The sequence below is a fragment of the Variovorax sp. GW821-FHT09D05 genome (genome assembly GCF_059416325.1).
This window is the reverse complement of sequence record NZ_JBWKOZ010000007.1, coordinates 401,368-427,734: the sequence shown is the minus strand read 5'-3', so window position 1 is coordinate 427,734 and position 26,367 is coordinate 401,368. Positions and strand designations below refer to the sequence as shown.

Here is a 26,367-nt window from a genome sequence, read left to right as displayed (position 1 = left end):
GATGACCCGTCGCCTGCCGTCGCTTTCGCGTTGTGGGCATTGGGTTTTCGTCATGGCGGCGGTCTTGCTGTTCGCAGGCTGCGCCACATTGCCCGACGAGGCGCCGCGCCCGCCCACCAAGGCCATGGCCGTGTCAGCCGACACCGCGCTCGGCAAGATCGCGCTGGCCTCGCAGCCCGACCCCGACCTGAGCGGCTTTCGCCTCATGCCCGGCGGCGACTTCGCCTTCGACACCCGTATCCAGCTGGCCCGTCGCGCGCAGCGCACGCTCGACGTGCAGTACTACCAGATCGAGAACGACGAGACCGGCCGCTACCTGATGCGCACCCTGCGCGACGCCGCCCAGCGCGGCGTGCGCGTGCGGCTGCTGATGGACGACCTCTACACCTCCGGCGAAGACGAGCTGCTGCTCGGCCTGGCCGCCACGCCCAACGTGGAGCTGCGCCTGTTCAACCCGTTCCCGGCCGGGCGCGGCAGCCTGCTGAAGCGCTTCAGCGCGTCGCTCTTCGACTTCAGCCGCGTGAACCGCCGCATGCACAACAAGCTGTTCATTGCCGACGGCGCGATGGCGGTGGCGGGCGGGCGCAACATCGGCAACCAGTATTTCAGGCGCACGGCGGGCGAGAACTTTCTAGACCTCGACACCTTCGTCACCGGCGCGCTGATCCCGCGGCTGGGCAGCCTGTTCGACCAGTACTGGAACAGCATCTACGTGCGGCCGATCCAGTCGGTGGTGGCCAGCGACCTGTCGCGCGAGGAGCTGCAGAAGCGCTTCGATGTCGCCACCGGCCCCGACACCACGCCACCGCCGCCGCCGCCCGCGCCCAACGACCTGCTTGGCTACAGCCCGATGGCGGAAGACCTGAACGCCGGCAAGCTCGGACTGATCTGGGCCACCGCAGAGGCCTACGCCGATTCGCCCGAGCGCGTGATCGGCAAGACCGCCTCATACGGCGGCGTGCCGCTGCTGGACGTCGACAGCGTGCGCTACAACGTGGTCGAGCAGATGCGCCGTGCGCGCTCCGAGGTGACCATCGTCTCGCCCTACCTCATTCCGGGCGCCTCGGGGCTGGAGGTGATGCGCGAGATCCGCGGCCGCAACGTGAAGATCAGCGTCGTCACCAATTCGCTGGCCGCCACCGACGAGCCGCTGGTGCACACCGCCTACCGCCGCTACCGGCCCGACATGCTCAAGCTCGGCGCCGACCTCTACGAACTGAGCTCCACGCGCACCCGGCGCAGCGTGCGGCTCGGCCTGTTCGGCACCTCGGTAGGCAGGCTGCACGCCAAGTCGGCGGTGATCGACCGGCGCATTCTTTTCGTCGGCTCGATGAATTTCGATCCGCGCTCGGAGACGCACAACACCGAGATCGGCCTCTTCATCCGCAGCCCCGAGATGGCGCAGCAGGCGCTCAAGCTCATCGACGTGCTCAAGCAGCAGGGCGCCTACCGGCTGCGCTTTGCCGAGGGCAGCAACGAGTCGCGCATCGAATGGGTCAGCGACGACGCCGGCAAGCTCACTGTGCTGAGCGAGGAGCCCGACTCCGGCTTCTGGGACCGGACCATGCTCGAACTGCTGGCGCCGCTGACGCCGGAGAGCCTGTTGTAGCGTCGGCTCAGTTGCCGCGCACGGCCGACCAGATCAGCCGCAGGCCCAGCAGCCCCATCACGCCGCCGGCGGCCCGGTCGATCCAGACCTTGTAGCGCAGGTAGGCCGAGCGTGGCGCTGCCGAGGAAAGCGCCAGCGCCACGATGGCGTACCAGCCCGTCTCGATGCAGAAGATGACCGCCGGCACCGCCAGTGCGAGCACCAGCGGCACCTCGCGCGGCAGGAAGGCCGCGAAGATGCTGGCGTAGACCACGGCAGTCTTCGGGTTGCTGACCTGCGTGGCCAGGCCCAGCAGGAAGGTGCGGCCGCTACGGCCCTGCTGGCGCGGCGACCCGTCCGTCTCCTGCGCCGCCACGGCCAGCGGCTGCCGCGCGCCGCTCCAGATGCGAAAGCCCAGGTAGACGAGGTAGGCGCCTCCCAGGCCCTTGATGGCCACGTACAGCGCCGGCACGGCCAGGAACGCCGCCTGCAGCCCGGCCAGCGCGGCAATCGCGAAGACCAGCCCGCCGGCACCCATGCCCAGCGCTGCGGCCAGTCCGTCGGTGCGCGAGGTCACTGCGGTGCGCGCCACCATCACGAAACTGGGGCCAGGGCTCATCGCGCCCACAGTCATGGCGCCGGCGATGCCGAGCAGCGAAAGGGTGGTGTCCATCATGGCCTTGCCTTCTCCGGTGTCACTGCACGTTGACCGCTTCGACCTGCACCAGCAGCTTCACCTTGTTCTCGAAGCCGAAGTTCAGCCCCCAGGTGATGCCCCAGTCGCTGCGCTCCACGGTCGTCTCGAAGTCGCCGCCGCACACCTGGCGGTTGATCAGCGGGCTCAGGTAGCAGTTGAAGCGCACGGCCTTCAGCGTCACCGGCTTGGTCTGGCCCATCAGCGTGAGCGTGCCCGGCACGTCGACCACCTTGCCGCCGCTGAAGTCGATGCGGTCGGCCACGAAGCGGCCGGTCGGAAACTCGGCCACGTTGAAGAAGTCCTTGCTCTGCACGTGGCGGTTGAGCAGGTCGACGCCGGTGTTGATGGAGCTGATGTCCATCGTGATGTCGACCTTGCCGCTGGCGCCGGTACCGTCGATCTGCACGGAGCCGTCCTTGGTGCTGAAGCGGCCCCGGTTGGTGGTGGTGCCGTAGTGGCCCATTTCGTACATCACGAAGGTGTGCGTCGGGTCGACCACGTAGTTGGCGTTTTTCACCGGCCCGCCCGCGGGCTTGGCGGCCACGGCCGGCGCGGTGTATTCGGGCCCTTGTGGTTGCTGCTGTGCCGTGGCGCCGGTGAACGCGGCGGCCGACAGGGCCGCGGCGAGAAGGAGCTTTTTCATGGCGTTGGTTGTGTGGGTCATGAAAGAGAAAAGTGAGTGAGGGGAGGGCAGGCCCATTCGGCCGTTCACAGCGGCCCGAGGCCTGTGAGCGTGAACTTGAAGCGCACCTGCACCTCGTTGCCGACCATCGAGGTGTCGGTCCATTCGCCGTCGCCCACCTTGTAGTCGAGCCGCTGGATCGTAAAGCTTCCGGTGGCCACCGCGTAGTTGCCGCCGGCCGCCGCGATGCTGACGGGCACCGTCACGTACTTGGCCGTGCCCTTGATGGTGAGCTTGCCCGCCATCTCGAACTTGCCGTCGCCCAGCGCCTTGATGGCGCTCGACTGGAAGCTCGCCTGCGGGAAATGCGCGGCGTCGAACCATGGCTGCTTGGGCAACTCGGCATCGCTCATCGGAACGCCGAAGCCTGCGCTGGCCGTGTCGATCTGCAGCGCGACGCTGCCGCCCTCGGGCTTCTTCGGATCGAAGGCGACGTGTGCGTCGAACTTCTTGAACGTGCCTTCCACCGGCACGCCCATCTGCTTGGTGACGAACACGATCTGGCTCTTGTCGGCAACGAGCTTCGCGGCCGCGGGCTCGGCACCCGCCGGCAGTGCCATCGCGAAGGCCAGTGCCGCGAGCGACGGCAAAAGGCGGAAAAACAGTCGCTTCATCATCGAGCAGATTCCTTGCGTGGCCCGGGCCACATGCGTTTCAGAAGACCGTCGCGGTCGATCCAGTGGTGCTTGAGCACGGCAGCCACGTGCAGCAGCGTGACGCCCGCCAGCACGAAGGCGCAGTTGCGGTGCAGCGGCTGCAGCACTGCCTCGGCGAAGTCGTGGTCGACAGGCACGAAGTCGGGCAGCGGCAGCACGCCGAACCACGCGACCGGCATGCCCATGGCCGAGCTGTAGGCCCAGCCGGACAGCGGCACCGCGAAGAACAGCAGGTACATCAGCGTATGGCTGATGCGGTAGCTGGCCAGCTGCAGCCGCGTCATGCCCGGCGGGAGTGCCGGCGGACGGTACCCCAGCCGCCACAGCAGCCGCAGCGCCGACAGCGCGAGGATCGTGATGCCCGCCCACTTGTGCCAGCTGTAGACCTTCAGCCGCAGCGGCGAGAACGGCAGGCCCGTCATGTAGAGCCCGACGCCGAACGAACCGACGATCAGGGCCGCGAGCAGCCAGTGCAGCGCGATCGCGAGCGGGTCGTAGCGCGGGTCGGCGGCGAGGGAAGAGGGGGATGTGTCGGTGGACATCGAAGGCAGGGCTGGCGGCCTGTGCGCGGAGCATATATCGGAAGCCATGACAGCACAGCAGGGGCCGTGCCAGCCCGGTGGCCTCGGTCAGCCCCGCAGCTGCTGCGCCTTCAGCAGCACGCCGCGCAGTTCGTCCGGCTGCACCGGCTTGCGCAGCGCATGCCAGCCGCGCTCGGCGGCGAGCCGCTGGGTGGCTTCGTTGATGTCGGCCGAAATCAGCGCGATCGCCAATGAGGGCTTCTGCCGCTGCAGCTTCTCGGCCAGCGCGATGCCGTCGAGCGCGCCCGGCAGGCGGATGTCGCACAGCGCCGCGTCGAGCGCGCGCAGGTCGGCCAGCGCCAGCGCCTCGGCGGCGCTGGCATAGACGCGCGGCTCCACTTCCCATTGCAGCAGCAGGGCCGAGAGGCTGTCGGCCACCACCGTGTTGTCTTCCACCACCAGCACGGCGAGCCCGGGGCGCAACGGCGTGCGCGCCGCCTCGTCGCCATCGTTCTGCGCCACCGCAGCAGGGCGCGTCGCCACCACCGCGCCTTCCGGTGCGGCAGGCAACTCGAAGCTGAACACCGACCCTCGCCCCGGCGCCGAGCGCAGCGACACCGCAATGCCGAGCTGCGCCGCCAGCCGCCGCACGATCGCCAGGCCCAGCCCATGGCCGCGCTGCAGGTTGCGCTCGACGTTGCCGATCTGCTCGAAGTCGTTGAACACGCGCTGCTGCGCGTCGGCCGCGATGCCGATGCCGCTGTCGCGCACCTCCACGCGCCAGGCCCTGCCGGCGCCTCGCCGCCGCGCCCGCACCGCCAGCAGCACGCGCCCGCGCGGTGTGAACTTGACGGCGTTGTCGACCAGGTTGGCGAGCACGCGGCGCAGCGACACCGTGTCGCTCCAGGCGATTGCGTCGCGCGGGCAGCGCACCAGCACCCGGCCGTCGCCCGCCTGCCGGGCCAGTTCCTGCAGCAGCGGTGCCAGCGCCACTGCCGCCGGGCGCAGCGGATCGACCGCGGCCTCGATGCGGCCGATTTCCAGCAGCTGGTTGGTCAGCCCCTCCAGCGCCTGCTGCGCCCGCGCCAGCGAGCCCACCGTGTGCTGCACCGCCTCCATGTCCGCGCCGTTGTTCAGCTGCTGGCGCAGCACCTCGGCCTGCAGGCCGATGGCCATCACCGGCTGGCGCAGGTCGTGGTTGGCGGCCGAGAAGAAGCGCAGACGCTCGGCCTGCGCATGCTCGGAGGCGCGCAGGCCGGCCAGAGCCTGTTCGCGCAGGGTGCGCTCGTTGAGCCGCAGGCCGATGTTCTCTTCGAGCTGGCGCGAACGCTCGGCCACCAGCTTCCACATCATCGCGATCAAGCCGATGCCGATGACCGCCACGGCCATCATCACCGGCGCGCCCATCCATAGGCCGGTAACAATGATCGGCGCCAGCAGCAGCGTGATGGCGAGCTGCGTGGCCGGCGTGTAGAACGACACCGAGAAGGCCGACGACAGCGTCATGCCCATCAGGATCAGGCCCAGCAGCAGTTGCAGGTCGGCGCTCGCGGGGTTGAACAGCAGCACCCCGGCCAGCCCGTGCGCCAGCTCCCAGATGGCCGTGCGCAGCGTGTGCGTGCGCTGCGCCTCGCGCAGCGTTCCGGGTGTGAAGGGTTCTGGCAGGCGCTGCGGGAAGAAGCCGCGCATCACCGTCACCCCCGTGACCAGTGCGATCCAGACCAGCGCGCGCGTCAGCGAGTACTGCCAGGCGAAGAGCGCCGCCACGCCGCAGTTCAGCAGGTACTGCACCAGCAGCACCGGACCGATGGGCCGGACCGACAGCCGCAGCACCTCGCACTGGATCGCGAAGCGGTCGTCGCTGCTGTCGCTGGCGGCGCCCGGCGCGGTCGGTGATGCGGGGGTGGGGGTCATCGGCGAATCGACTATATAGAGAAGGTGCGTGACGCGGCGACAATGGAGTCCCCTAGTCGGGTTCCCCGATGGTCAAATTTCCGTGAACGATCTCTCCTTTTTCCTGCCTTGCGCCGCCGGCGTCGAGGAATTCCTCGCCCAGGAGGTGCACGCCCTGACCGGCCGCGTCGGCCAGGACCTGCTCACGCTGCGCGGCGGCGTGCGCGTGCGCGCCGACTGGCGCGACGCCTTGAAGCTCAACCTGCACTGCCGGCTCGCGCAGCGCGTGCTGGTCGAACTGGCCCACGCGCCCTACCGCAGCGAGAACGACCTGTACGCCATTGCCAACGGCGTGGCCTGGGAGATCTGGTTCACCCCGAAGCAGACCTTCAAGATCGAGACCACCGCCCAGCACAGCCCGCTGCAGAGCCTGAATTTCGCCACCCTGCGCATCAAGGACGCCATTGCCGACCGCTTCCGCGCCAAGGCCAACGGCGTGCGCCCGAGCATCGAGACCCAGTGGCCCGACTGCCGCGTGTTCGCCCACCTGACCACCGACACCTGCACGCTTTACATCGACACCTCGGGCGAGCCGCTGTTCAAGCGCGGCTGGCGCCAGGACAAGGGCGACGCCCCGCTGAAGGAAACCCTGGCCGCCGCCATGCTGGCCGCCAGCGGCTGGTGGAACCCCGAAACGGGCGAAGTGTCGACCCAGCCGCTGTACGACCCCTGCTGCGGCAGCGGCACCATTGCCATCGAGGCGGCGCAGATCGCGCGCGGCATCGCGGCCGGGTCGCTGCGGCGCTTCGGCTTCGAGAAGCTGCTGCCGTTCCAGGCGCACGTGTGGACCGCCATCAGGCAGGAGGCCGAGACGACCGTGCGCGAGGGCGGCGTGGCGATCTTCGGCTCTGACGTGTCGCACCGCATGGTCGACTTTGCCGAACGCAACGCCGAGCGCGCCGGTGTGGCGCAGGCCATCGAGTTCCGCGGCGGCGACGCGCTGCAGCGCATGCCGCCGGCCGAGGGCGGCGTGATCATGCTCAACCCGCCGTACGGCGAGCGCATCGGGGTGGGCGGCGTGGCCGGCACGGGGCGCTCGGGTGCGCGCGAATCGGCGCAGACCGAAGCAGGCGAAGGGGGTGATGGCGGCGAATTCTTCCCGCAGCTCGCCACCCACTGGAAGAAGAATTACGCCGGCTGGACCGCCTGGGTGCTCACGCCCGACCTCAAGCTGCCCAAGCAGATGCGCCTGAAGGAATCGCGCCGCGTGCCGATGTGGAACGGCCCTATCGAATGCCGCCTGTTCCGCTTCGACATGGTCGCGGGCTCAGCGCGGAAGTAGTTCGCCTTCGGGCTTGGGCTGCTGTTCTTTGGCTTCCTTGGGGCGAACGGCACAGGCCGCGTTGATCGTTCGCGTGACGAGGTCGCGCGCGCCGGCCAGGGTCACGGTGCGCACGTCGCTCTCCTCGAAATGCCTTACCGCGACCGGCTCGCCGACGAAATCCGGATGGCCGAAGTAGGTAGCGCTCACGTAGCGCGCGCTGCGGGCCTCGCAATCGACCTTGGCCCGGGCCTGGAAAGAGCGGAACCTGATGCCGTCGCGGCCCGTGCGGTCTTCCGGCAGGCTCATGCGCAGGCTCACGAGGCGGTTCGAGCCGTCCACCTCGACGCTGGTCGGCTCGACCTGCACATAGCTGCTGGTGGCGTCGCCGGGCGTGCCCGACAGCGTGAACCACTCGGCCCGGACACCCACGGAGGCGAGCAGGACGAGGCAGAGCAGCGGGAAACGTTTCATGAAAGAGGGCGGATGCTGTGATGAGGCAGGGCGCGCAAGCGCCCGGGAGCATTGTCGTCGGCCGAACCGACTCGGGCCTGACGCCGGCCCTGCATGGTGCAACATCGGCGATATCCCCCGCACATTCCATGACGTTGACAGAACCCTCCGCCCCCGTCGTCATCGACACCAACATCGCGCTCGACCTGCTGGTCTTCGAAGATCCGGCCTGGGAACCGCTGACTGCGCGGCTGGCCGCGGGAGAACTGCGCTGGCTGGTTACGGCCGCCATGCGCATGGAGCTCGAACGCGTGCTGGGCTATCCGCTGATTGCAAGGCGCATGGCGCAGCGCGAACTGCAGGTGCCGGCGGTGCTGGCAGATTTCGACGCGCGGGTGCAGATGGTCGAGGGCATTCCGCCGCGCGCACCTTGCGTGTGCAGCGATCCTGATGACCAGGTGTTCATCGATCTGGCTGTGGCGCATCGGGCGCTGCTGCTGAGCAAGGATCGGGCGGTGCTGTCGATGAAGAAGAGGCTGGCGCTGCGTGGGGTGGCGGTGCAGGCGACGTTCGCGGCCTAGCTGCCTCAATGGTTCGGGTGTCGGGTATCAATTGACAACCTTTTAGTCATCGATCCTTGTCAGGACGCTGTTAGATTTTTCAGCAAGGCGAGGATGGTTGCGGCGAATAGGCATTGCAGTCCCTTGCTTTTTTTGCGGCACCGACGCCACCCCTTCAGCCTTTGCTATGACTGGAAACCATGCAACCATCTTTTGCGACTCTTTGGTCGAATCACCCCAATATCAAGGGCGACGATGACCTGCTGGACAAAGATACCTACAAGGACCAATGCGCGATCAACGTAGGCGCTGCCTTTATTCGTTCGAGCATGAGCCTCGACAACTTCCGAGGTGTCTATTCCTGGCAGAAAGACAGGCCGAAGTACCCGATTCGTGCACAGGAGTTGGCGAACTGGCTGGATTCGGGAACCTCGGGTCTTATGTCGCGCACCGAAAAGTACACCGGCAAAGAAGGATTCGACAAAATCGCCAAGCGCACTGGAATCGTGTTCATCCAGAACTACTGGGGCGAGGGGAGACAAGGTGACCACATCGACCTCTGGAATGGGTCGCGGATGACAGAACTCATGTCTATTTCCATGTGCAGTGGCATCTCTCTTGGGAGGGGATCATCACTGACATGCGTCTAGCGCAAGCTATTTGGTTTTGGCAGGTTTCATGAAAATCCTACTTCGCCTCATCTGCATTGTGCTGGGGGGGCTGGCGCTCAGTTTTGTTGTGGCAAAGTGCGTGCTCGTGCCCATTGGCCAGTGGTACGAAATGAACAAAGCGCAAAGCGAGAGCGATCTAACTCAAGCCTTTGTAATCGCCCTTGCGGTGCAGGCAATTTGCGCCATCGTGGGTGGTTGGTTAGGCGACTGGGCATTCCGCAAATGGCGGCAGAAGCGACTCGATCGCCAATAACTCGCGCAACGACTGTCGCTAATTCGGGAGAGGCGCCAGATACCACCGCCCCAGCAACCGCGCCACCGCCCGCACCCGCTGCGTATCGCGCCCCCACCGCCGGCTCGCCGGCAGCTTCTGCGCCCACTTCATGCGCCGCGCTGCGTTCGCGATGCGCTCGCGCACCTCTTCGTTCACGCCGGACAGCGCCGCATGCCAGTGCTGCCCGGCAGCCTGCGGCGCGGCGGCTTCCAGCATCATCGCCGTCGAGTGCAGGTAGCTCAGCCAGTCGCGCGCCTGGCATTCGGCCAGTGTCATGACCTCGGCCGGGTCGTCCTCGAAATCGATGTAGCCGATCACGCCGTCAGGGCACTGCACGAGGTTGCGGTCGAAGGCCTGGCTCAGGTGCTGGCCGCGCACGTGCACGGCGGCGATTGCTGTCAGGCCCTCGCGCCAAACAGCCAGCAGCGCCGCGGGGCCCGCTGCGGCGGCCTGGTCGAGCCGCTCCTGCAGCACGACCGTCGCGCGGCCGCTTTCGCCCAGGTCCGAGATCAGCAGGCCATCGGCCTGTTGTGCCAGCACCACCGGCACGCGCAGGCCGGCGGCCGCGAGCTGTTTCAGCCGACGCGCCTCGGTGGCGATGGCCGCTTCGCCGCCCGGGTTGGGCACCGGCTTGATGATGTCCAGCCGCGCCATGCGGGCGACCGCCGCCATCACGCGGTAGCCCCACTTGCCATGCCGGGGGCCGGCCTTCTTGAGCCACACGCGTTCGCTGCCGAAGCGGTGGCTGGCCACGTTCTTCTTCTGCTGGGGCAGGGTGGTGCGCAGGAACTCCGCGTAGTCGCTGGGCGCTGGCGGGTTCGGGGAAAGCGCGTCGAGGGGCGCGGGCGCCGAAGCTGCGCCCTTGCGCGTTTGCAGGCGCGCGTTGGCGCCTCGTCTCAAAGGATTCATCAGGTCGATACCTCCGCACTCCGTGCTGCGGTACGAGCTTGCTTGGGGCGGCCCGGCGCTGCACTCATGCGGCCATTGCAAAGCCCGTCACAAGCCCTTGCGGGCCTTGTGTGACGGGCTGGAAACTCTCAGCACTGGCCAGCGGCCAGTAGGTACGGAAAACATTGTGCTGCTCGTCGAGCGGGCCGAGCAGGGCGCCCGGCTGCACCTGCATCACCAGGTTGCTCAACAGACGCACTTCGGTGTCGGAAATGCGGCGCACGATGTGGTGCGCGGTGATCTGCTGCGGATGGTCGAGGCCCGCGGCCTGCACCAGCTCCTGCAGCGCATGCAGCGTGCTGCGGTGGAAGTTGCGCACGCGGTCGGCCTTGGTGGGCACCACCAGCGCCTGCTGGCGCAGCGGGTCCTGCGTGGTCACGCCCGTGGGGCAGTGGCCGGTGTGGCAACTCTGCGCCTGGATGCAGCCCAGCGCCATCATGAAGCCGCGCGCGGCGTTGCACCAGTCGGCGCCCAGCGCCATCATGCGGGCCACGTCGAAGGCGGTGATCACCTTGGCGGCGCAGCCGATCTTGATGCGGTGGCGCAGGTTCACGCCGATCAGCGTGTTGTGCACCAGCAGCAGGCCTTCCTGCAGCGGCGCGCCCACGTGGTCGCTGAACTCGACCGGCGCCGCGCCGGTGCCGCCCTCGGCACCGTCGACTACGATGAAGTCGGGCGTGATGCCGGTGGCCTGCATCGCCTTGACGATGCCGAACCATTCCCACGGATGGCCCAGGCAGAACTTGAAGCCGGTCGGCTTGCCGCCCGACAGTTCGCGCAGCTTCGCGACGAAATGCATCATCTCGGTCGGCGTGGAAAACGCGCTGTGCGACGAGGGCGAGATGCAGTCCACACCCACCGGCACGCCGCGCGCCGCCGCGATCTCGGGCGTGACCTTGGGGGCCGGCAGCACGCCGCCGTGCCCGGGCTTGGCGCCCTGGCTCAGCTTGATCTCGATCATCTTCACCTGTGGGTCGCGTGCGTTGGCAGTGAAGCGTTCTTCGTTGAAGGTGCCGTCGTCGTTGCGGCAGCCGAAGTAGCCCGAGCCGATTTCCCAGATCAGGTCGCCGCCGTGCACCCGGTGATGCTGCGAGATCGAGCCCTCGCCGGTGTCGTGCGCAAAGCCGCCCATCTTCGCGCCCTTGTTGAGCGCGAGGATGGCGTTGGCCGACAGCGCGCCGAAGCTCATGGCCGAGATATTGAACACGCTGGCGCTGTAAGGCTGCGTGCAGACCTGCGCCGGGTTGGCGCCCACCGGCTGCGGCGTGCCGCCGATCACGATGCGGAAATCGTGGTTCTCGAGCTTCGTCGGCTGCATCGAGTGGTTGATCCACTCGTAGCCCGCGATGGTCACGTTCAGCTGCGTGCCGAAGGGGCGGTTGTCGGGGTCGCCCTTGGCGCGCTGGTACACCAGCGAGCGCTGGGCGCGCGAGAAGGGTGCGGCTTCCGAGTCGCTCTCGATGAAGTACTGCCGCATTTCTGGCCGGATGAACTCCAGCAGAAAGCGCAAATGGCCGATGACCGGGTAGTTGCGCAGGATGGCGTGGCGGGCCTGCCGCAGGTCGTGCACGCCGGTACCTGTAAGTACCGCAAAGACTGCCACGCCGATCCAGGACAGCCACAGGTGCGGCGACACCAGAACGAACGCGAGGCAGGCCACCAGACCGACCACGCACAGGGCGAAGGCGCTGTAGCGCGTCGGAAACGGAATAATCGTGGGCATAGAAATAGTCTCGACCGGAGCCTGCTGCATCATAGAGGGCTCCCGAACTTGCCATGACGACCATTCCCGACCCCATTTCGCCCCCAGAGGCCACCTCCGCAGCCCAGTCCCCCCTCGGCCCCGACGATTTCGACGCACTCGACCAGGCGCTCGACGCCATGCGCGAGCACGACGAGGAAATCCCCCAATGGGAGTTCTGCGAGGGCTTCATGGCCGCGCTGATCTGCACCCGCCGGCCCATCATGCCGTCCGAATACTGGCCCGTGCTGCTGGGCGACAGCTTCTCGTCCGCGCAGCACATGGAGTTCGTCTGGAACTGGAAGCGCCGCTGGGTCGAGATCGAAGAGGGTCTCGATGCCCCCGTCGAAACCCTCGACGACGAACGCAGCTGGCAGCCCGAGGTGCTCGACACCCGCGGCGCCATCGCCTCGCTGCCCGAGGAAGAACGTGCCGAAGTGGCCGGCGAAGCGATTCCCTCCTTCGGGCAAGTGTGGGCGCTGGGCTTCATGTACGCGGTCGAGAACTGGCCCGAAGACTGGGCCACCCCGCGCGACAAAGATGCTGCGCGAATGCTCGACGACGCACTCGACAACATCGTTGCCCTCACCGAGGACGACAACGCCAAGCCCACGCTGTCGATGTACAGCGACGACGCCCCACCCAGCGTGAGCCAGCAGCGGCTGGACGACTTCGGCGCTGCCATCTGGGCCGTGTACGACCTGCGCCAGCTCTGGAAGAGCCTGGGCCCGAAGGCCGAGACCATCCGCAAGGAAGCTGCTCCCGGCCGCAACGACCCGTGCCCCTGCGGCAGCGGAAAAAAATACAAGAAGTGCCACGGTGCCACCTAGCAGTGGCACTGGCAGTGCACCCCTGACGCCGCGCGCGGCCTGGGTGATGGTCCTGGCGCTGTGCGCCGGGGTCGCGCTGAGCCAGGCTTTCCGCACGGTCGGCGCCATCATGGCGAGCCCGCTGCAGGCCGACTTTCATCTCTCCGCCCAGGCCCTCGGGATTTTCTCGGGGGCTTTTCACTTTGCGTTCGGCGCCATGCAGCTGTTCATGGGCATCGGCATCGACCTGCACGGCGTGCGTCGCACGGTGCTGGTGGCCTTTCCCGTCGCCATCGCGGGCGCGCTGCTGTCGGCGGTGTCGTCCAGCTACCTCGTGCTGGTGGCGGGCCAGGCGCTGATCGGCGTGGGTTGCGCGCCAGCCTTCCTGGTGTGCACGGTGTTCATCGCGCGGCACTTTCCGGCGGCGCGCTTCGCCACCGTGTCGGGCATGGTGCTGGCCGTCGGCGGCCTCGGCATGCTGGCCACCGGCACACCGCTGGCGTGGCTGGTGCAGGCCTATTCATGGCGCGCGGGCTTCCTGGTGCTGGCCGTGGCGGCTGCGCTGGCATGGCTCGCAATCTGGTACTGGGTGCACGAGCCCGCCTCGGCCGTGCCGCAGGTCAAGGAGTCGATCCCCGAGGCGATCCGCCAGTTCGGCGCGCTGTTCGCCATGCCGCACACGCTGGGCATCATGGTGCTGGGGGCGGTCACCTACGCCGCCTTCATCTCGCTGCGCGGCCTGTGGCTCGGCCCGCTGATGATGGAGCGCCACGGCTATTCGCTGGTGCAGAGCGGCAACGTCGCGCTGGCGGTGTCGGTGATCTCGCTGTTCGGCGCGCCGCTCTTCGGCCGGCTCGACCGCGACGGCGCCGGGCGACGCCGCTGGATCGTGATCTGCGCGCTCGGTTATGCGGGGCTCTTCGCGCTCATCGCGGTGTTGCACTCGGCCTGGCTCGACATCGCCGGCATGGTGCTGATCGGCGTGCTCTCGGGCTTCATCGTCTGGCAATACGCCGACGTGCGCGGCGCCTACCCGGCCACGCTCACCGGCCGCGCGATGGCCGTGTTCACGATGGCGATGTTCCTCGGCGTGGCGCTCATGCAGTGGGGCACGGGCGTCGCCGCTTCGGTGGCGTCGGCGCATGGCGGCGACCCGCTGACGGCCGTGCTGGCCACCATCGCCGCGCTGCTGGTGATTGGCATCGCGGCCTTCGCGTGGTTGCCCGCGCCGAAGGCCGATTCCGTCAGATCTTGAAGGCGCGCTGGATGTCCGGCCGCACGAGGTCGGCGTACTCGCGATGCTTGCGGATGTAGCCCGCGATGAACTGGCACACCGGAATCACATGCAGCCCCTTGGCGCGCGCCTCGTCGAGCACGTGCCTCGCGATGCCCGAGCCCACGCCCTTGCCCTCGTGTTCCGGCAGCACCTCGGTGTGCGTGAACATGATCGCGTCGGTCAGCAGGTTGTACTCGGCATAGGCCGCGAGCTTGGCATCCAGCGTGGCCTCGTAGCGGTGCTGGGCTTGGTTGTTGGAAAAGGTGAGGGCGGTGTTGTTGCTCATGGCTGGCGTGCAAGAAAAGTGGCGAGGTTGGCTGCGGCGGTGGCGCGCACCTTGTTGCGCAGGATGGGCGTCCAGCCGAGCAGCAGGCCCGGCGTGCCGAGCGCCTGGCGCGACCAGGTCCAGAACGGAAAGCTGTCGCGGTGCGTCGCGATCAGCCCTTCGGGCGTGAAGGTGAAGCGCGCGTCGATGCTGTTGTCGACGAGGCGGCCGGTGGCGCTGAAGCGGTAGTGCGCGTCCCAGTGGGCGCTGCCGGTGTTGTCGTCGGCCTTCACGTCGCGCCAGGTCAGGCGCCACACGTCGGCGCCCTTGGCTTTCGTGCCCGTGGCCAGCATGCGCCACATGCCGCCCACTTCGCGCCGCCCACGCAGCGAAAAAGCCTCGTCGTCGAACACCGCGTCGCTCGCGTAGCAGGCTTCCATGGTGGCGGCGTCTAGCTTGGCGAACGCGCTGTAGAAGCGCTCGATGGTCTGGGCATTGGTGGCTGCGGTCATGAGGCCTTCGGGTTGGTTGGCGGGGAGTCACAGCACCTGGGGAATGGTGCGGGCGAGGAAATCATAGACCGAGCGGATGCGCCGGTCGGTGCGCACCTCGCGGTGCACCGCCAGCCACACGGGCAGCACCGGCAGCTTGATCGTAGGCAGCACGCGCACCACTTCGCCGTCGGTGTGGGCCAATGACTCGCTCACGAAGCCGATGCCCATGCCCTGGCGCAGCGCCTCCCAGTACACGCTGACGTCGTCGGTGCGAAAGCAGAAGTCCTCGCGCTTCAGGGGCGCGCCGAGCTGGGCGGAGCTGCGCAGGATGCTGTCGTCGCGGTCGTAGCCCAGCAGGTCGTGTTTGAGCAGGTCGGTGATCTGGCGCGGCGTGCCGCGGCGGCGCAGGTAGTCACGCTGGGCGAAGGTGCCGAGCGCGAACCGGCCCACGCGCCGGGCGATCACCGAGCCGGTCTCGGGCGGGCTCATCCGCAGCGCGATGTCGGCCTCGCGCCGCAGCAGGTTGCTGACTTCGTTGGTTGCCACCAGCTCGACCTGTATCTCGGGCAGCTCGCGCCGCATCTGGGCCAGCAGCGCCGGCAGCAGGTGCCGCGCCGTGGCCTGGCTCGCCGAGATGCGCACCGTGCCGGCCAGCGCGGTGTTGGCGCCCGACACGCTGCGCGACAGCGCGAGCGCGCCGCTTTCCATGCTGCGCGCGGCCTGCGCGAGCCGCGTGGCCATTTCGGTCGGCCGCAGGCCCCGGCCGGTGCGCTCGAACAGCACCACGCCCAGCTGCGCTTCGAGCTCGGCGATGTGGCGGCCCAGCGTGGGCTGGCTCGCGCCCACGGCGCGCGCCGCTCCCAGCAGGCTGCCATGGTCGAGCGCGGCCAGAAACGCGCGCACCAGCCGCCAGTCGAAGCCCAGTTCCTTGTCGGGTCTCATTGGTATTCAGTTTTGAATAGCAGTTATCGAAGCTTGACGCATTGTGAACTGCGGGCGCGCTTTCGATAATCCGCGCAATGGATGAGCGAAGAAACTTTGTCCGGCTGCTGGGAGGCGGCGTTGTCGTAGCGGCGGGTGCGGCCGCGCTGGCAGCCTGGTGGCTGAACTCCGACATGCCGGCGGCCGCGCTGGAGGTATGGAACGGCCCCGGCAACGAGCCCGACGTGCGCAAGCGCGCCGTCGCCTATGCCGTCACCGCCCCCACAGCGTACAACTGCCAGCCCTGGCTGGTCGACCTGCGCGAGCCCGACGCCATCGTGGTCTATTGCGACCGCGAGCGCGTGCAGCCCGAGTCCGATCCCTTCGGCCGGCAGGTCGTCATCGGCCACGGCGCTTTCATCGAGCTGCTGGTGATGGCGCTCGCGCAGCAGGGCGTGCAGGCCAGCGTGCAGCTATGGCCGCAGGGCGAGCTGATCGGCGAGCCGCGGCACTGGCCGCACATTCCGGTGGCACGGCTGCGGCTGGCGGACGGTGGCGTGCCCGATCCGCTGTTCGCGCAGGTGCTGCGGCGGCGCACGCCCAAGCAGCGCTTCGACCTCACGCGGCCGGTGTCGGCCGACATATTGCAGGGCCTCACCTCGGTGGTGCCGGTGGGCGGCATGGTGAGCTCATCCGGCACGGTCGAGATGGCGCGCGTGCTGCCCTTGCGCAGGCTCTGCGCGGCGGCCGCGCGCGTGGAGCTCGCCACGCCCGGCACCGCCATGGAAAACCTGCAGCTGCTGCGCATCGGCCCGCAGGAAATCCTCGAACACCGCGACGGCTTCTCGGTCAACGATCCGGCGCTGCGCATCGCCGTTGCGCTGGGGCAGTTCAGCCGCAGCACGCCCGCGCCCGAAGACAGCCCCTCGTTCCGCCAGACCCTGCAGATGTTCGAGGACCAGGCCCAAACCGCGATGGGCTTCGTCTGGCTCAGCACGCGCGGCAACAGCCGCACCGAGCAGATTGCGGCGGGCCGTGCCCACGTGCGCCAGCAGCTGCGCGCCACCGACCTGGGCCTGGGCATGCACCCGATGAGCCAGCCGCTCGAAGAGTTCGCGGAGATGGCGCCGTGCCGTGCGGTCGCGCACGACCTGCTGCTGGGCACCGCGCGGCCGGGCGACAGGCACAGCCCGACGGTGCAGATGATGTGCCGCCTCGGTTACCCGATGGCGCCGGTGCCTGCCGCGCCGCGCCGGCCGCTCGGCGACTTCATGACGGCCTGAAGGCCGGAGCCTGCCCGGGCGTTCAGCGCGAGAGCAGCTCGACCAGCGTCTTCAGCGCGTGATGCACCGTGGCCGCGCGCACCGTGGCGCGGTCGCCGTCGAAACGGCGGCGCTCGGTGCGCACATCGCCGTCGACCGACCAGCCGAACCACACCGTGCCCACCGGCTTGTCGGGCGTGCCGCCGGTCGGGCCCGCCACGCCGGTCACGGCCAGCGCCACGCGCGACGGCGGCGAATGCGCGATCGCGCCCGTGGCCATGGCGCGTGCCACCGGCTCGCTGACCGCGCCGTTCGCCGCGATCACCGTTGCGTCCACGCCCAGCAGCTCGGTCTTGGCTTCGTTGGAATACGTGATGAAGCCGCGCTCGAACCACACGCTCGACCCCGCCAGCTCGGTGCAGGCCGCGCCGATCAGCCCGCCCGTGCAGCTTTCGGCGGTGGACAGCATCCAGCCTTTTTTCTGCAGCAGGCCGGCCAGGGCCACGACCAGTTCGGGCGTGTCCTGGTCGGCGAGCGCCGTTGTAGAGGAAGAGTCCATCGGGTTCACCATGCGCGCCAGAGTGCAATGACCAGCAGCGTGCAGAACGCCGCCACCAGGTCGTCGAGGATGATGCCGAAGCCCGCGCGCCACCAGCGCACCTGCGCCGCATCGCGCTGCTTGAACAGCGCGTCGGCCCAGCCCACCGGGCCGGGCTTGGCGGCATCGAAATAACGGAACAGCGCAAAGGCGATGGCCTGCGCGAAGAGGCCGGCCGGCGTTACCAGCCAGAGCACGATCCAGAAGGCGATCACCTCGTCCCACACCACGGCGCCGGGGTCGGCCACGTTCATGTTGCGCGCGGCCACGGTGCAGGCCCACCAGCCGATGGGCAGCGAGGCCGCGATGATCCAGCCGATGGTCGCCGGGGTGAACCAAAGCTGCATCACCGCGAAGGCCACCCAGGCCCACAGCGTGCCCACGGTGCCGGGCGCGAAGGGCGACAGGCCCGAGCCGAAGCCCAGCGCGATGAAATGCGCGGGGTGCGACAGCAGAAAGCGCAGCGTGGCGCGGCGCATCGGGGGTTGGGGCATGGCGCCGGTGGTCGTGGTGGACAAGGAAGAAGGAGAGGAAGAAGCGGCTTGCATCGGGGCAGAAGTGTCGCGCATCTGCGCCGGCACCGGCTCGGTGCGATTTATTTATCAAAGCAATAGCTTGTTTAATTGACGCCGGCCGCCTAGTATCCGGACTCCTTTCCAAGCTTCGTCTTCGCGCCATGTCTTCCTCTTCCGCCGCCCTGCGTCCTCCGCCTGCCACCGCCGCCTGGAGCGAATTGTTCAGCGGCCGCAATGGCTGGCGCGCGCTGGCCCTGACAGGCGGCGTCGCGCTGCACGCCGTCAACGTGCACATCGTGACCACCGTGCTGCCGTCGGTGGTGCGCGAGATCGGCGGGCTCGACTGGTACGCCTGGAGCACCACGCTCTTCGTGGTCGGCTCGATCCTCGGCGCCACGCTGTCGGTGCGGCTGCTCGCGGTGCTCGGCCCGCGCGGCGCGTGCCTGGCGGCGTTGGCGGTGTTCAGCGCCGGCTCGGTCGGCTGCGCGCTCGCGCCGGCCATGCCGTGGATGCTCGCGGGCCGCACGGTGCAGGGGCTGGGCGGCGGCCTGCTCGCGGCGCTGAGCTACGGGCTGATCCAGCTGGTGTTCGAGCAGCGTCTGTGGCCGCGCGCGGTGGCGCTGGTGTCGGGTATGTGGGGCGTCGCCACTTTGTGCGGGCCGGCCGTGGGCGGCCTGTTCGCGCAGGCCGGGCATTGGCGCTGGGCCTTCTGGTTCCTGCTGCCGGTGGCGGCGGCGCAGGCGCTGCTGGTGCTCGTGCAATTGCGACCCTCGATGGGCGTGAAGCACGCGCGGCCCGCCGTTCCACCGCGCGTGCCGGGGATGCAGATCGGCCTGCTCGCGCTGTCGGTACTGGTGATTGCGGCCAGCGGCCTGTGGCCCGAGCTGCTCTGGCAGGCCGTCGGCGTGGCACTGGGGCTGGCCATCGGCTTCGCGGCCACGCGCATCGACAGTCGCGCCACCGTGCGCGTGTTGCCGAGCGGCGCCTATTCGATGAGCGCGCCGCTGGGCGCCATCTACGCGAGCGTGGCGCTGCTGCTGATCGGCAGCACCACCGAAATCTTCGTGCCGTACTTTTTGCAGCTGCTGCACGGCCACTCGCCGCTGGCAGCGGGCTATCTCACCGCCGCGATGGCGGGCGGCTGGAGCGCGGGCTCGCTGCTGTCCTCGGGCCGCAGCGGCACGGGGGCCGACCGCATGCTGCGCGCCGGCCCGGTGATCTGCACGCTGGGGCTGGCGGCGCTGGCGTGGCTGCTGCCGTCACCGGGGTTCTTCGCCGACGGCTTCGAGACATTGCTGATCGCCGTCGCACTGGCGGCCGTGGGGCTCGGCGTTGGCATCGGCTGGCCGCACTTGATTACGCGCGTGATGTCGCTGGCCCCCAAGGGCGAAGAGGGCCTGGCCTCGGCCTCGATCACCACCGTGCAGCTCTACGGCATGGCCGTTGGCGCGGCCGTGGCGGGACTGGTGGCGAATGCGGCGGGCCTCACCGTGCCGGGCGGCGTCGAGGGCGCGCGCTCGGCGGCCGTGTGGCTGTTCGCGAGCTTTGCAATCGCGCCGGCCTTGGCGGTGTGGCTTGCGTACCGCGCCGTCGCACGGCGCGGCTGGTGAGCGGGCCAGCCTTAGAAGAAGAGAAGGCTCAGGCCACCACGCCTTCCCAGGCCAGCGCCCGCCGGCGTGCCCGCACTCGCAGGCCTTCACCGCGCAGCAGGCCCACCAGGTCGTAGACCTCGGCCGGCAGGTGCGCGCCGCGCCAGGCCACGTGCTGGTCGGGGCGGCACAGCACGAGGCGGTGCGTGTAGGCCTTGGGCACGTCCTCGGTCTCGATGTCCAGCACCGTGAGCGGCATGCTGTAGGCGGCCGCGGCCCGTTCGAGCGGCCGCACGTCCGCGCTGCGGTCGAAGCGCAGCATCGTGTAGCCGGGGCCGAAGGCGTCGTAGACCGAGCGGCCGTCCGAAAGCCAGAAGTGCGGCGCGCGGCAGCCCGGCACGGTGGACGGCGTGAACTCGCCCATCGAATAGGGCGGCGCCATGTGCTCGCCGTCCGCAATGATGATCGGCGAGCCGCTGTAGAAGTAGCCGAAGTTGAGGCCGCCGCAGCAGAACTGCTGCACGTTCAGCTCGTAGGCCTCGCGTCCGATGTCGGCGCGCAGCGCATCGCCGGCGGGGCCGGGCTCCTCGATGTTCGGCGGCACGGCGCGGCGCGCGCGGATCATCTTCTGCGCATGGTCCATCGCGAAGTTCGACACCTGCTCGGTGATCGGCTGGCGCTCTGCCTCGTAGGCGTCGAGGATGGCCTCGTCGCCCCAGCCCTGCACCACCGCGCCCAGCAGCCACGAGAGGTTGAGCGCGTCGGCAATGCCCGCGTTCATGCCGTAGCCCGCATAGGGCACCCACAGGTGTGCAGCGTCGCCAGCGATGAAAACGCGGCCCTCGCGGAAGCGATTGGCCACGAGGCGGCGGCCGATCCAGTCTTCCTTGCTGATGATCTCGTATTTGAAGTCGGGGCCCACGCCGAGGATTTCGCGCAGCGACTTGTCGCGGTCGACCGAATCGAACTCGGGCTCTTCGGCATTCAGGTGGTTGTGCACCAGCCAGGTCTCGTGCCCGTCGATGGCGAACATGGTGCCGCAGCGGCGCGGGTTCATTGCGTAGTACGACCACGCCGGCTTGCCCGGAATCAGCGCGCGCAGCTGCGGTGCACGGATGAAGGTCGACTGCACGCGCTGGATCACGGCCGTGCCTTCGAGTCTTGCGCCGATCTGCTTGCGCACGGTGGAGGCGCCGCCGTCGCAGCCCACCATGTAGCGGCATCGGATGCTGCGTGTCACGCCGCTGTCCATGTCGGTGGCGATGGCGGTCACGCCTTCATCGTCTTGCGTGAAGCCCGCGAACTGCGTGCGGTTCAGGAGCGTCACGCCCGGCAGCGCGGCCGTGTGCTTCAGCAGGATGGGCTCCAGGTAGATCTGGTTGATGCGGTGTGGCGGCTCAGGCGTGGGCCACCACGCGTCGGGGCCCTCGGTTTCGGTGTAGCGGTCGCGCCGGCACGGAATCGGAATGCGCGTGAGCTCGGTGCCCGTCACGCTGGTGCGGAACACCACGTCGTTCGGATAGTCGGCTGGCAGCCCCGCGTCGCGCAGCTTCTGCGCCACGCCCAGGCGGCGGAACTGCTCCATGGTGCGCGATGCCACGTGGTTGCACTTCACGTTCGGCGGCTCCGCGAAACGGCGCGTCTCGCAGATGACGACCGAGACGCCGCGCGAGGCGAGGTCCATGGCCAGCGTAAGGCCCACGGGGCCGGCGCCGACGATCATCACGTCGGCCTGCAGTGCTGCTGCGGTGTGGTGGTCGGTCATGTTCGCAAGAGGGCGGAAGGGAGCGTGCCGTCAGTCGAGCCGGATGTGGGCGGTCTGGATCACCTTCGCCCACTTCTTCGTCTCGGATTGGATGTAGGCCTCGAAGGCTTCGGTCGAGCTCGGCGCGGGCTCCGCGCCGAGGTTGCGCATTGCGGCCTTGATCTGCTCGTCGCCGAGCGCGGCGTTGATCTCGGCGTTCAGCCGCGCAACGATGGGCGCGGGTGTGCCTGCGGGCGCCACCACGCCGAACCAGCCCGTGGAGTCGTAGCCGGGCAGGCCGGCCTCAGCCACCGAGGGCACTTCGGGCAGCATCGGCACGCGCTGTGCGCTGGTCACCGCGAAGGCGATCAGCTTGCCCGCGCGGATCTGCTGCAGCGAAGCCTGCAGGTCGACCAGCGCGAGCTGGATCTGCCCCGCCATGGTGTCGAGCGCCGCGGGGCCCGAGCCGCGGTAGGGCACTTCAACCAGCTTCACGTCGGCCATCTGCGCGAACAGCGCCGCCGACAGGTGCATGGCCGTGCCGTTGCCGCCATGACCGATCGACAGCGTGCCCGGCTTCGCCTTCGCCAGCGCGATCAGCTCGCGCTGCGTGCGCGCCGGAAGGGAAGGGTGTCCCACGATCACGAAGGGCGTGGCCGCGACCATGCCCACGGGTTTGAAGTCCTTCACCGGGTCGAAGGGCATCTGTGCGTACAGGCTCGCGTTGGCCGTCAGCGCACCGGCTGCGCCCAGCCCCAGCGTGTAGCCGTCGGCCGGTGTCTTGGCCACCAGCGCGAGCCCCACGTTGCCACCGGCGCCGGGCCGGTTGTCGACCACCAAGGGCTGGCCCAGTTTCTCGTTGAGCCTCGGCACCATCAGGCGCACCACCGCATCGGCGCTGCCGCCCGGCGGAAAGGTCACGATCATGCGGATGGGCCTGTTCGGGAAATCGCCGACGGTCGAAGATGGCGATGGCGCAGGGGCCTGCGCAAAAGCCGAGCCGCCGGTCAACGCCGCGCCGACTGCGCCAAGCATGAGCTGCCTGCGAAGCACGCTCTTCCCGTCGGCAAGAGGTACTGCCATCGAGGCTCCTTGAATGTGATGTGTCTTTTCAACGATTGAACGATGACAGCATTCATTCGTAAATCAAGATATTTCTAATGAAATATCATCTTTTCTGATGAATACGAACTTCAGTCCTACGATCCGCCAGCTGCGTGCATTCCTGGCGGTCTACCAGCTGAAAAAGCTCAGCGCGGCGGCTCAGCGGCTGTTCGTTACGCAGTCGGCGGTGAGCATGCTGATCCGCCAGCTCGAGGACGGACTGGACACGCGCCTGTTCGACCGCACCACGCGTTCGCTCAAGGCCACGGCGGCGGCCGAGCAGATGATGGTCACGGTCGAGCGCATCCTGCGCGACGTCGATTCGCTCTCGGCCGACTTTCGCGAACTGGCCACGCTCGAGCGCGGCCGCGTCACGCTGGCCATCACGCCCACGCTCTCGGCCTTTCTTCTGCCCGATGCCATGCGCGCGTTCAACGAGCAGCACCCCGGCGTGCGCGTGCTGGTGAACGACTGCGCGCCCGACCAGTTCATCTCGCGCATCCTCGGCGAGCACGTCGATTTCGGCATCGGCACGCCCGAGCGGCCCGGCGCCGAGGTCGAGGTGCAGCGGCTCATGCGCGACCACCTTGCGCTGGTGTGCCGGGAAGACCACCCGCTGGCCAAGGCGCGCGTGGTGCGCTGGACCGACCTGGCGCGCCATCCCGTCATCACCGTGCGCCCGGGCTACGGCGTGCGCCCGCTCATCGACGGCACCGCGGCCGATGCGGGCGTGGCGCTTGACGTGGTGAACGAGGTTTCGTTTCTCTCGACCGCCATCTGGATGACTGCCGCCGGCATGGGCGCGTCGATCATGCCCTCGGCCTTCGCGCGCGCGGAGGCCAATCCGTCTCTGGTGATCAAGATACTGAGTTCGCCGCGCGTGGCGCGCGACATCTCCATCGTCACCAAGCGCGGCCACTCGCTCTCGGCCGCGGCGCGTGCCTTCATAGAGGCTCTGAAGCGCTCCCTATAATTTTTAGATCCACAACACACGGGAGGGCCAGTCCCCATGAGAACTTTCATTCAACGTCTCGGGGCCCTGTCGCTCCTGGTGGTCTTCAGCTTCGCGCTGGTGGCCTGCGGCAACAAGGAAGCCGAGCAGCGCAAGGCCTTCACCACCTTCCTGCAGACCCGCGTGCTCGACAAGCCCGGCCTGCGCGTGCCGGTGCCTAGCGAGGAAGAGAAAACCTCGTTCGGCGACTACGCGAAGCACTACGCCGTGATCACCGACTTCAATGAAGGCATGAACAAGTCGGTGAGCCAGCCCATGACGCAGATCATGGCCAAGGGCGCGCTGCGTTCCATCGCCGACCTGCCGGCGCGCCGCGACGACCTCAAGGCCGCGAAGGATGGCCTGACCGCCCTGCGCACCGCGCTCGACCAGCAGACCGCCAAGGCCGATGCCGCGCATGCGCAGCTCAAGCAGCCCGACGACCTGAAGCAGGTCTACGACAAGGCCTTCGACAAGACCGTGACTGCGCCGTCCACCACCTTCAAGGAAGTGTTCCCCGCGCTCGACACCGTGTTCAACAGCGCGCTGGCCATCGGCGACTTCATGGAGAAGAACAAGTCGAAGATCCAGGTCGCGGGCTCTTCGGTCACCGTGACCGACCCGGCGGTGCAGGCCGAGCTCAACAAGATGCTGCAGCAGCTCAACGGTCAGTCGGCAGCCATCAACGCTGCACAGCAGAAGATGCAGGCGATGGTGCGCGGTTCCTGACCGGAGCAGCGCAGCAACGACAAGAGCTCAGATGAAGTGGTCGAACGAGCCGAAGCGCTGTGACACCGGCGCGCCGGTTGCATCGACGATGCGCAGGCCGGCATCGGCCTCGATGCGGCCGATGCGCGTGACGCGCGTGGCGCTGTTCAGGCCGGCTTGCGTGACCGCGTCGCGCGCAGAGGCGGGCGCGGTGAAGACCAGCTCGTAGTCGTCGCCGCCCGAGAGCGCGCAGGTACGCAAGAGCTCGGTGCGCAGGCCGGGCGCCTCGGCAGCGATCAGGGCCGTGGCCGCATCGGCATCGAGCGTGGCGCCCACGCCGCTCGAACCGAGGATGTGGCCCAGGTCGCCGATCAACCCGTCGCTCACGTCCACCGCCGAAGAGGCGATGCCGCGCAAGGCCTGCCCCAGCGCTACGCGCGGCGTGGGCTGCTCCATGCGCATGCGCGTCGATTCGAAAGCCTCGGCCGACAGCGCGATCGTGCCGCGAAACACCTCGAGCGCCAGCCGCGCATCGCCCAGCGTGCCGCTCACCCAGATATCGTCGCCCGCGCGCGCGCCCGAACGCAGCAACGCCGCGCCGGCCGGCACTTCGCCGAACACTGTGATGCAGATGTTGAGCGGGCCGCGCGTGGTGTCGCCGCCCACCAGCTCGCAGCCGTGCGCATCGGCCAGCGCGAACAGGCCGCGCGAGAAGCCCTCGAGCCAGGGCTCGTCGACGCCCGGCAGCGCGAGCGCGAGCGTGAAGGCCAGCGGCTTCGCACCGCAGGCCGCCAGGTCGCTGAGGTTCACCGCCAGCGCCTTGTGGCCCAGCCGCACCGGATCGACGGTGGAAAGAAAGTGCCGGCCCTCGACCAGCATGTCGGAGGACACGGCGAGCTGCATGCCCGCAGCGGGCGCAAGCAGCGCGCAGTCGTCGCCCACGCCCAGCGGGGAGCGCGTGGCGGGGCGCTTGAAGTAACGCGTGATCAGGTCGAATTCACCCATATGGGGGGTGAGCATAAGGGCAGGGCGGGTGGTCGAGCCATGGGAGCGCCGATGGATTTGCTGGGTCCGCATGGTCAAGGCTAGAGTCGAGCAACAGGGTTATGGAAGGATGAATGACATGGCAGAACGACAGATGGTTCGAGGTCTTGCGGCATTGGCGGCCCTTTGCGGGATTCTTGCGATCCACACCGCCTGGGCTGCGGACGCCGCCTTGCAGGGTTGCTGGCGAAGCCAGCATGTGCAGCTGACATTCCCGAACGACAGGCAGCGTGCCCAGAATGGGGACTGCGTGTTGCGGGTCGATGCCACTCACTTTCGCGCCTACTGCCTGCAAGGAGGTACGAAGAACGAGAACGCGTCGACCTACGAAATCCTTGCGCCCGGTGTGGCCCGGCTGACTTCAACGAGCACGCCTGGCATCAAGCCGGTGGAACTGCACTATCAAGTGAAAGGCGAATGGCTGGCCACATCGCGGGAGTTCGATCCGCCGCCGGTCGGCGCTGCCGAGCGTCCAGTGCGAATGAATTCGTTGTCGGTCCGGGAGTCGCCCTCCGCCTGTGCGCCAAGGGGCGAGAGCAAGACGCGCGTTGGCCGTACGCCGGTAAGTTCACTGGCGTTGCAAGTACCCGCGGGTTGGGAGCCCTGGCTGGTCGATCCCGCGATCGACAGTTCTCTCGGAACGGCGGTCAACACGAGCTTTCTGATCGGTGCCTTTGTCCCGGCAGGTACTGCGCGGTCGTCGGCTCCTCCCGTGCAATTGGTGCTCGTGCTCGATGACACGCGCTATGGCGTATCGCCGGTGGGCGCCGCGGAGTTCGATGCCGTGGAGCGACGTTTCGCCAGCGAGGTGGGATCGGCGCGCCGGGTATGCGGTCTTCCGGAGCGGGCATGCGCCGTTTTGCGGAATCCGGATGGCAAATCGGTGTACACGGAGCTGTCGCATGCGCGCGGACGCGTGGTCATGGTGAGCGGCACCATGGTCGGCACCGGTGCCGAGACGGACGAGGCATTGCGCCGCTCAGTCCGCACTTTCATCGATCAACTGCACAAGGACAACGTTCCAGCAACGCCGTAGCGAACT

29 protein-coding genes are annotated in these 26,367 nt (G+C 68.3%); 13 read left to right on the top strand and 16 right to left on the bottom strand.

Annotated features, from left to right (window positions below):
• The first annotated feature begins 1 nt into the window (after position 1).
• The gene (locus AC07O3_RS21225; protein WP_307615325.1) at positions 2–1,609 is read left to right on the top strand and encodes a phospholipase D family protein; all 1,608 of its coding nucleotides are present in this window, start codon (positions 2–4) and stop codon (positions 1,607–1,609) included.
• 7 nt (positions 1,610–1,616) lie between these two features.
• Here AC07O3_RS21225 and AC07O3_RS21220 read toward each other — a convergent pair whose 3' ends face one another.
• The 5 genes from AC07O3_RS21220 to AC07O3_RS21200 all read right to left on the bottom strand — a co-directional run bounded on the left by AC07O3_RS21220 (position 1,617) and on the right by AC07O3_RS21200 (position 6,058).
• Positions 1,617–2,264: a LysE family translocator gene (locus AC07O3_RS21220; RefSeq protein WP_093175159.1), complete on the bottom strand. Its 648-nt coding sequence runs from the start codon at positions 2,262–2,264 to the stop codon at positions 1,617–1,619.
• Positions 2,265–2,283: 19 nt separating this feature from the next.
• On the bottom strand, positions 2,284–2,928 hold the full coding sequence (locus tag AC07O3_RS21215; protein WP_093054276.1) for a YceI family protein: 645 nt from the start codon (positions 2,926–2,928) through the stop codon (positions 2,284–2,286).
• A 65-nt stretch (positions 2,929–2,993) separates the two neighbouring features.
• Positions 2,994–3,581 carry a YceI family protein gene (locus AC07O3_RS21210; RefSeq protein WP_307615323.1) on the bottom strand — a complete coding sequence of 196 codons (588 nt, stop codon included), beginning with the start codon at positions 3,579–3,581 and terminating at the stop codon, positions 2,994–2,996.
• A complete protein-coding gene (locus tag AC07O3_RS21205; RefSeq protein WP_495340275.1) occupies positions 3,581–4,165 on the bottom strand; it encodes a cytochrome b in 585 nt (194 codons plus the stop codon). Before AC07O3_RS21205 ends, AC07O3_RS21210 begins: the two co-directional genes overlap by 1 nt.
• Before the next feature lie 87 nt (positions 4,166–4,252).
• On the bottom strand, positions 4,253–6,058 hold the full coding sequence (locus AC07O3_RS21200; protein WP_495340274.1) for a sensor histidine kinase: 1,806 nt from the start codon (positions 6,056–6,058) through the stop codon (positions 4,253–4,255).
• Positions 6,059–6,140: 82 nt separating this feature from the next.
• Here AC07O3_RS21200 and AC07O3_RS21195 point away from each other — a divergent pair, with 82 nt between their 5' ends.
• Positions 6,141–7,379, top strand: coding sequence for a THUMP domain-containing class I SAM-dependent RNA methyltransferase (locus AC07O3_RS21195; RefSeq protein ID WP_495340273.1), 1,239 nt, complete (start codon positions 6,141–6,143; stop codon positions 7,377–7,379).
• Here AC07O3_RS21195 and AC07O3_RS21190 read toward each other — a convergent pair.
• Entirely contained in the window at positions 7,365–7,832 is a 468-nt protein-coding gene (locus AC07O3_RS21190) for a surface-adhesin E family protein (protein ID WP_495340272.1), read from the bottom strand. The genes AC07O3_RS21195 and AC07O3_RS21190 overlap by 15 nt on opposite strands.
• Before the next feature lie 128 nt (positions 7,833–7,960).
• Between AC07O3_RS21190 and AC07O3_RS21185 the strand changes: the two genes are divergently transcribed.
• The 3 genes from AC07O3_RS21185 (at position 7,961) to AC07O3_RS21175 (ending at position 9,295) form a co-directional block, all read left to right on the top strand.
• Positions 7,961–8,392 (top strand): putative toxin-antitoxin system toxin component, PIN family, encoded by a 432-nt coding sequence (locus AC07O3_RS21185; RefSeq protein WP_093175146.1) that lies wholly within the window; start codon positions 7,961–7,963, stop codon positions 8,390–8,392.
• Positions 8,393–8,571: 179 nt separating this feature from the next.
• Positions 8,572–9,021, top strand: a complete 450-nt coding sequence (locus AC07O3_RS21180; protein ID WP_495340271.1) for a type VI secretion system amidase effector protein Tae4 — start codon at positions 8,572–8,574, stop codon at positions 9,019–9,021.
• A gap of 28 nt (positions 9,022–9,049) precedes the next feature.
• Entirely contained in the window at positions 9,050–9,295 is a 246-nt protein-coding gene (locus tag AC07O3_RS21175; protein ID WP_093054125.1) for a hypothetical protein, read from the top strand.
• A gap of 18 nt (positions 9,296–9,313) precedes the next feature.
• Here AC07O3_RS21175 and AC07O3_RS21170 read toward each other — a convergent pair whose 3' ends face one another.
• Positions 9,314–10,225, bottom strand: a complete 912-nt coding sequence (locus tag AC07O3_RS21170; protein WP_093054128.1) for a BUD32 family EKC/KEOPS complex subunit — start codon at positions 10,223–10,225, stop codon at positions 9,314–9,316.
• Positions 10,226–10,289: 64 nt separating this feature from the next.
• Positions 10,290–11,987 carry an FMN-binding glutamate synthase family protein gene (locus AC07O3_RS21165; protein WP_093054130.1) on the bottom strand — a complete coding sequence of 566 codons (1,698 nt, stop codon included), beginning with the start codon at positions 11,985–11,987 and terminating at the stop codon, positions 10,290–10,292.
• A 53-nt stretch (positions 11,988–12,040) separates the two neighbouring features.
• Here AC07O3_RS21165 and AC07O3_RS21160 point away from each other — a divergent pair, with 53 nt between their 5' ends.
• Both AC07O3_RS21160 and AC07O3_RS21155 read left to right on the top strand, forming a co-directional pair.
• Positions 12,041–12,835, top strand: coding sequence for a UPF0149 family protein (locus AC07O3_RS21160; protein ID WP_495340270.1), 795 nt, complete (start codon positions 12,041–12,043; stop codon positions 12,833–12,835).
• 46 nt (positions 12,836–12,881) lie between these two features.
• The gene (locus AC07O3_RS21155) at positions 12,882–14,069 is read left to right on the top strand and encodes an MFS transporter (protein WP_495340302.1); all 1,188 of its coding nucleotides are present in this window, start codon (positions 12,882–12,884) and stop codon (positions 14,067–14,069) included.
• On the opposite strand, the gene AC07O3_RS21150 is transcribed toward AC07O3_RS21155, so the two are convergent.
• Genes AC07O3_RS21150 through AC07O3_RS21140 form a run of 3 tightly spaced genes read right to left on the bottom strand, consistent with a single transcriptional unit; the run spans position 14,059 to position 15,791 of the window.
• Positions 14,059–14,376 (bottom strand): GNAT family N-acetyltransferase, encoded by a 318-nt coding sequence (locus AC07O3_RS21150; RefSeq protein WP_495340269.1) that lies wholly within the window; start codon positions 14,374–14,376, stop codon positions 14,059–14,061. The genes AC07O3_RS21155 and AC07O3_RS21150 overlap by 11 nt on opposite strands.
• The gene (locus AC07O3_RS21145) at positions 14,373–14,867 is read right to left on the bottom strand and encodes a nuclear transport factor 2 family protein (RefSeq protein WP_426391266.1); all 495 of its coding nucleotides are present in this window, start codon (positions 14,865–14,867) and stop codon (positions 14,373–14,375) included. The genes AC07O3_RS21150 and AC07O3_RS21145 overlap by 4 nt, the downstream gene beginning before the upstream one ends.
• Before the next feature lie 27 nt (positions 14,868–14,894).
• Positions 14,895–15,791 carry a LysR family transcriptional regulator gene (locus AC07O3_RS21140; RefSeq protein ID WP_495340268.1) on the bottom strand — a complete coding sequence of 299 codons (897 nt, stop codon included), beginning with the start codon at positions 15,789–15,791 and terminating at the stop codon, positions 14,895–14,897.
• A 77-nt stretch (positions 15,792–15,868) separates the two neighbouring features.
• On the opposite strand from AC07O3_RS21140, the gene AC07O3_RS21135 reads away from it, so the two are divergent.
• Positions 15,869–17,053: an Acg family FMN-binding oxidoreductase gene (locus tag AC07O3_RS21135; RefSeq protein ID WP_256330766.1), complete on the top strand. Its 1,185-nt coding sequence runs from the start codon at positions 15,869–15,871 to the stop codon at positions 17,051–17,053.
• 22 nt (positions 17,054–17,075) lie between these two features.
• Here the strand turns inward: AC07O3_RS21135 and AC07O3_RS21130 are convergent, their stop codons facing one another.
• Positions 17,076–17,603 (bottom strand): CinA family protein, encoded by a 528-nt coding sequence (locus tag AC07O3_RS21130; protein ID WP_440533262.1) that lies wholly within the window; start codon positions 17,601–17,603, stop codon positions 17,076–17,078.
• The gene (locus AC07O3_RS21125) at positions 17,597–18,124 is read right to left on the bottom strand and encodes a phosphatidylglycerophosphatase A family protein (RefSeq protein WP_093077177.1); all 528 of its coding nucleotides are present in this window, start codon (positions 18,122–18,124) and stop codon (positions 17,597–17,599) included. Before AC07O3_RS21125 ends, AC07O3_RS21130 begins: the two co-directional genes overlap by 7 nt.
• Here AC07O3_RS21125 and AC07O3_RS21120 point away from each other — a divergent pair.
• Complete coding sequence (locus AC07O3_RS21120) at positions 18,123–18,257, top strand: hypothetical protein (protein ID WP_495340267.1); 135 nt, start codon at positions 18,123–18,125, stop codon at positions 18,255–18,257. The genes AC07O3_RS21125 and AC07O3_RS21120 overlap by 2 nt on opposite strands.
• Before the next feature lie 49 nt (positions 18,258–18,306).
• Positions 18,307–19,755, top strand: a complete 1,449-nt coding sequence (locus tag AC07O3_RS21115; RefSeq protein ID WP_495340266.1) for an MFS transporter — start codon at positions 18,307–18,309, stop codon at positions 19,753–19,755.
• Positions 19,756–19,783: 28 nt separating this feature from the next.
• Here AC07O3_RS21115 and AC07O3_RS21110 read toward each other — a convergent pair whose 3' ends face one another.
• On the bottom strand, positions 19,784–21,499 hold the full coding sequence (locus AC07O3_RS21110) for an FAD-dependent oxidoreductase (protein WP_093054147.1): 1,716 nt from the start codon (positions 21,497–21,499) through the stop codon (positions 19,784–19,786).
• Between the two features lie 30 nt (positions 21,500–21,529).
• Positions 21,530–22,561 carry a Bug family tripartite tricarboxylate transporter substrate binding protein gene (locus AC07O3_RS21105; protein WP_495340265.1) on the bottom strand — a complete coding sequence of 344 codons (1,032 nt, stop codon included), beginning with the start codon at positions 22,559–22,561 and terminating at the stop codon, positions 21,530–21,532.
• 97 nt (positions 22,562–22,658) lie between these two features.
• On the opposite strand from AC07O3_RS21105, the gene AC07O3_RS21100 reads away from it, so the two are divergent.
• Together AC07O3_RS21100 and AC07O3_RS21095 are read left to right on the top strand one after the other, a co-directional pair.
• Complete coding sequence (locus tag AC07O3_RS21100; RefSeq protein ID WP_093054151.1) at positions 22,659–23,555, top strand: LysR family transcriptional regulator; 897 nt, start codon at positions 22,659–22,661, stop codon at positions 23,553–23,555.
• A 36-nt stretch (positions 23,556–23,591) separates the two neighbouring features.
• Positions 23,592–24,302 (top strand): DUF3053 domain-containing protein, encoded by a 711-nt coding sequence (locus AC07O3_RS21095; protein ID WP_495340264.1) that lies wholly within the window; start codon positions 23,592–23,594, stop codon positions 24,300–24,302.
• A gap of 27 nt (positions 24,303–24,329) precedes the next feature.
• Here the strand turns inward: AC07O3_RS21095 and thiL are convergent, their stop codons facing one another.
• Positions 24,330–25,286 carry a thiamine-phosphate kinase gene (gene thiL, locus AC07O3_RS21090; RefSeq protein ID WP_495340301.1) on the bottom strand — a complete coding sequence of 319 codons (957 nt, stop codon included), beginning with the start codon at positions 25,284–25,286 and terminating at the stop codon, positions 24,330–24,332.
• 118 nt (positions 25,287–25,404) lie between these two features.
• Here thiL and AC07O3_RS21085 point away from each other — a divergent pair, with 118 nt between their 5' ends.
• On the top strand, positions 25,405–26,361 hold the full coding sequence (locus tag AC07O3_RS21085; protein WP_495340263.1) for a hypothetical protein: 957 nt from the start codon (positions 25,405–25,407) through the stop codon (positions 26,359–26,361).
• The last annotated feature ends 6 nt before the right edge of the window (positions 26,362–26,367 follow it).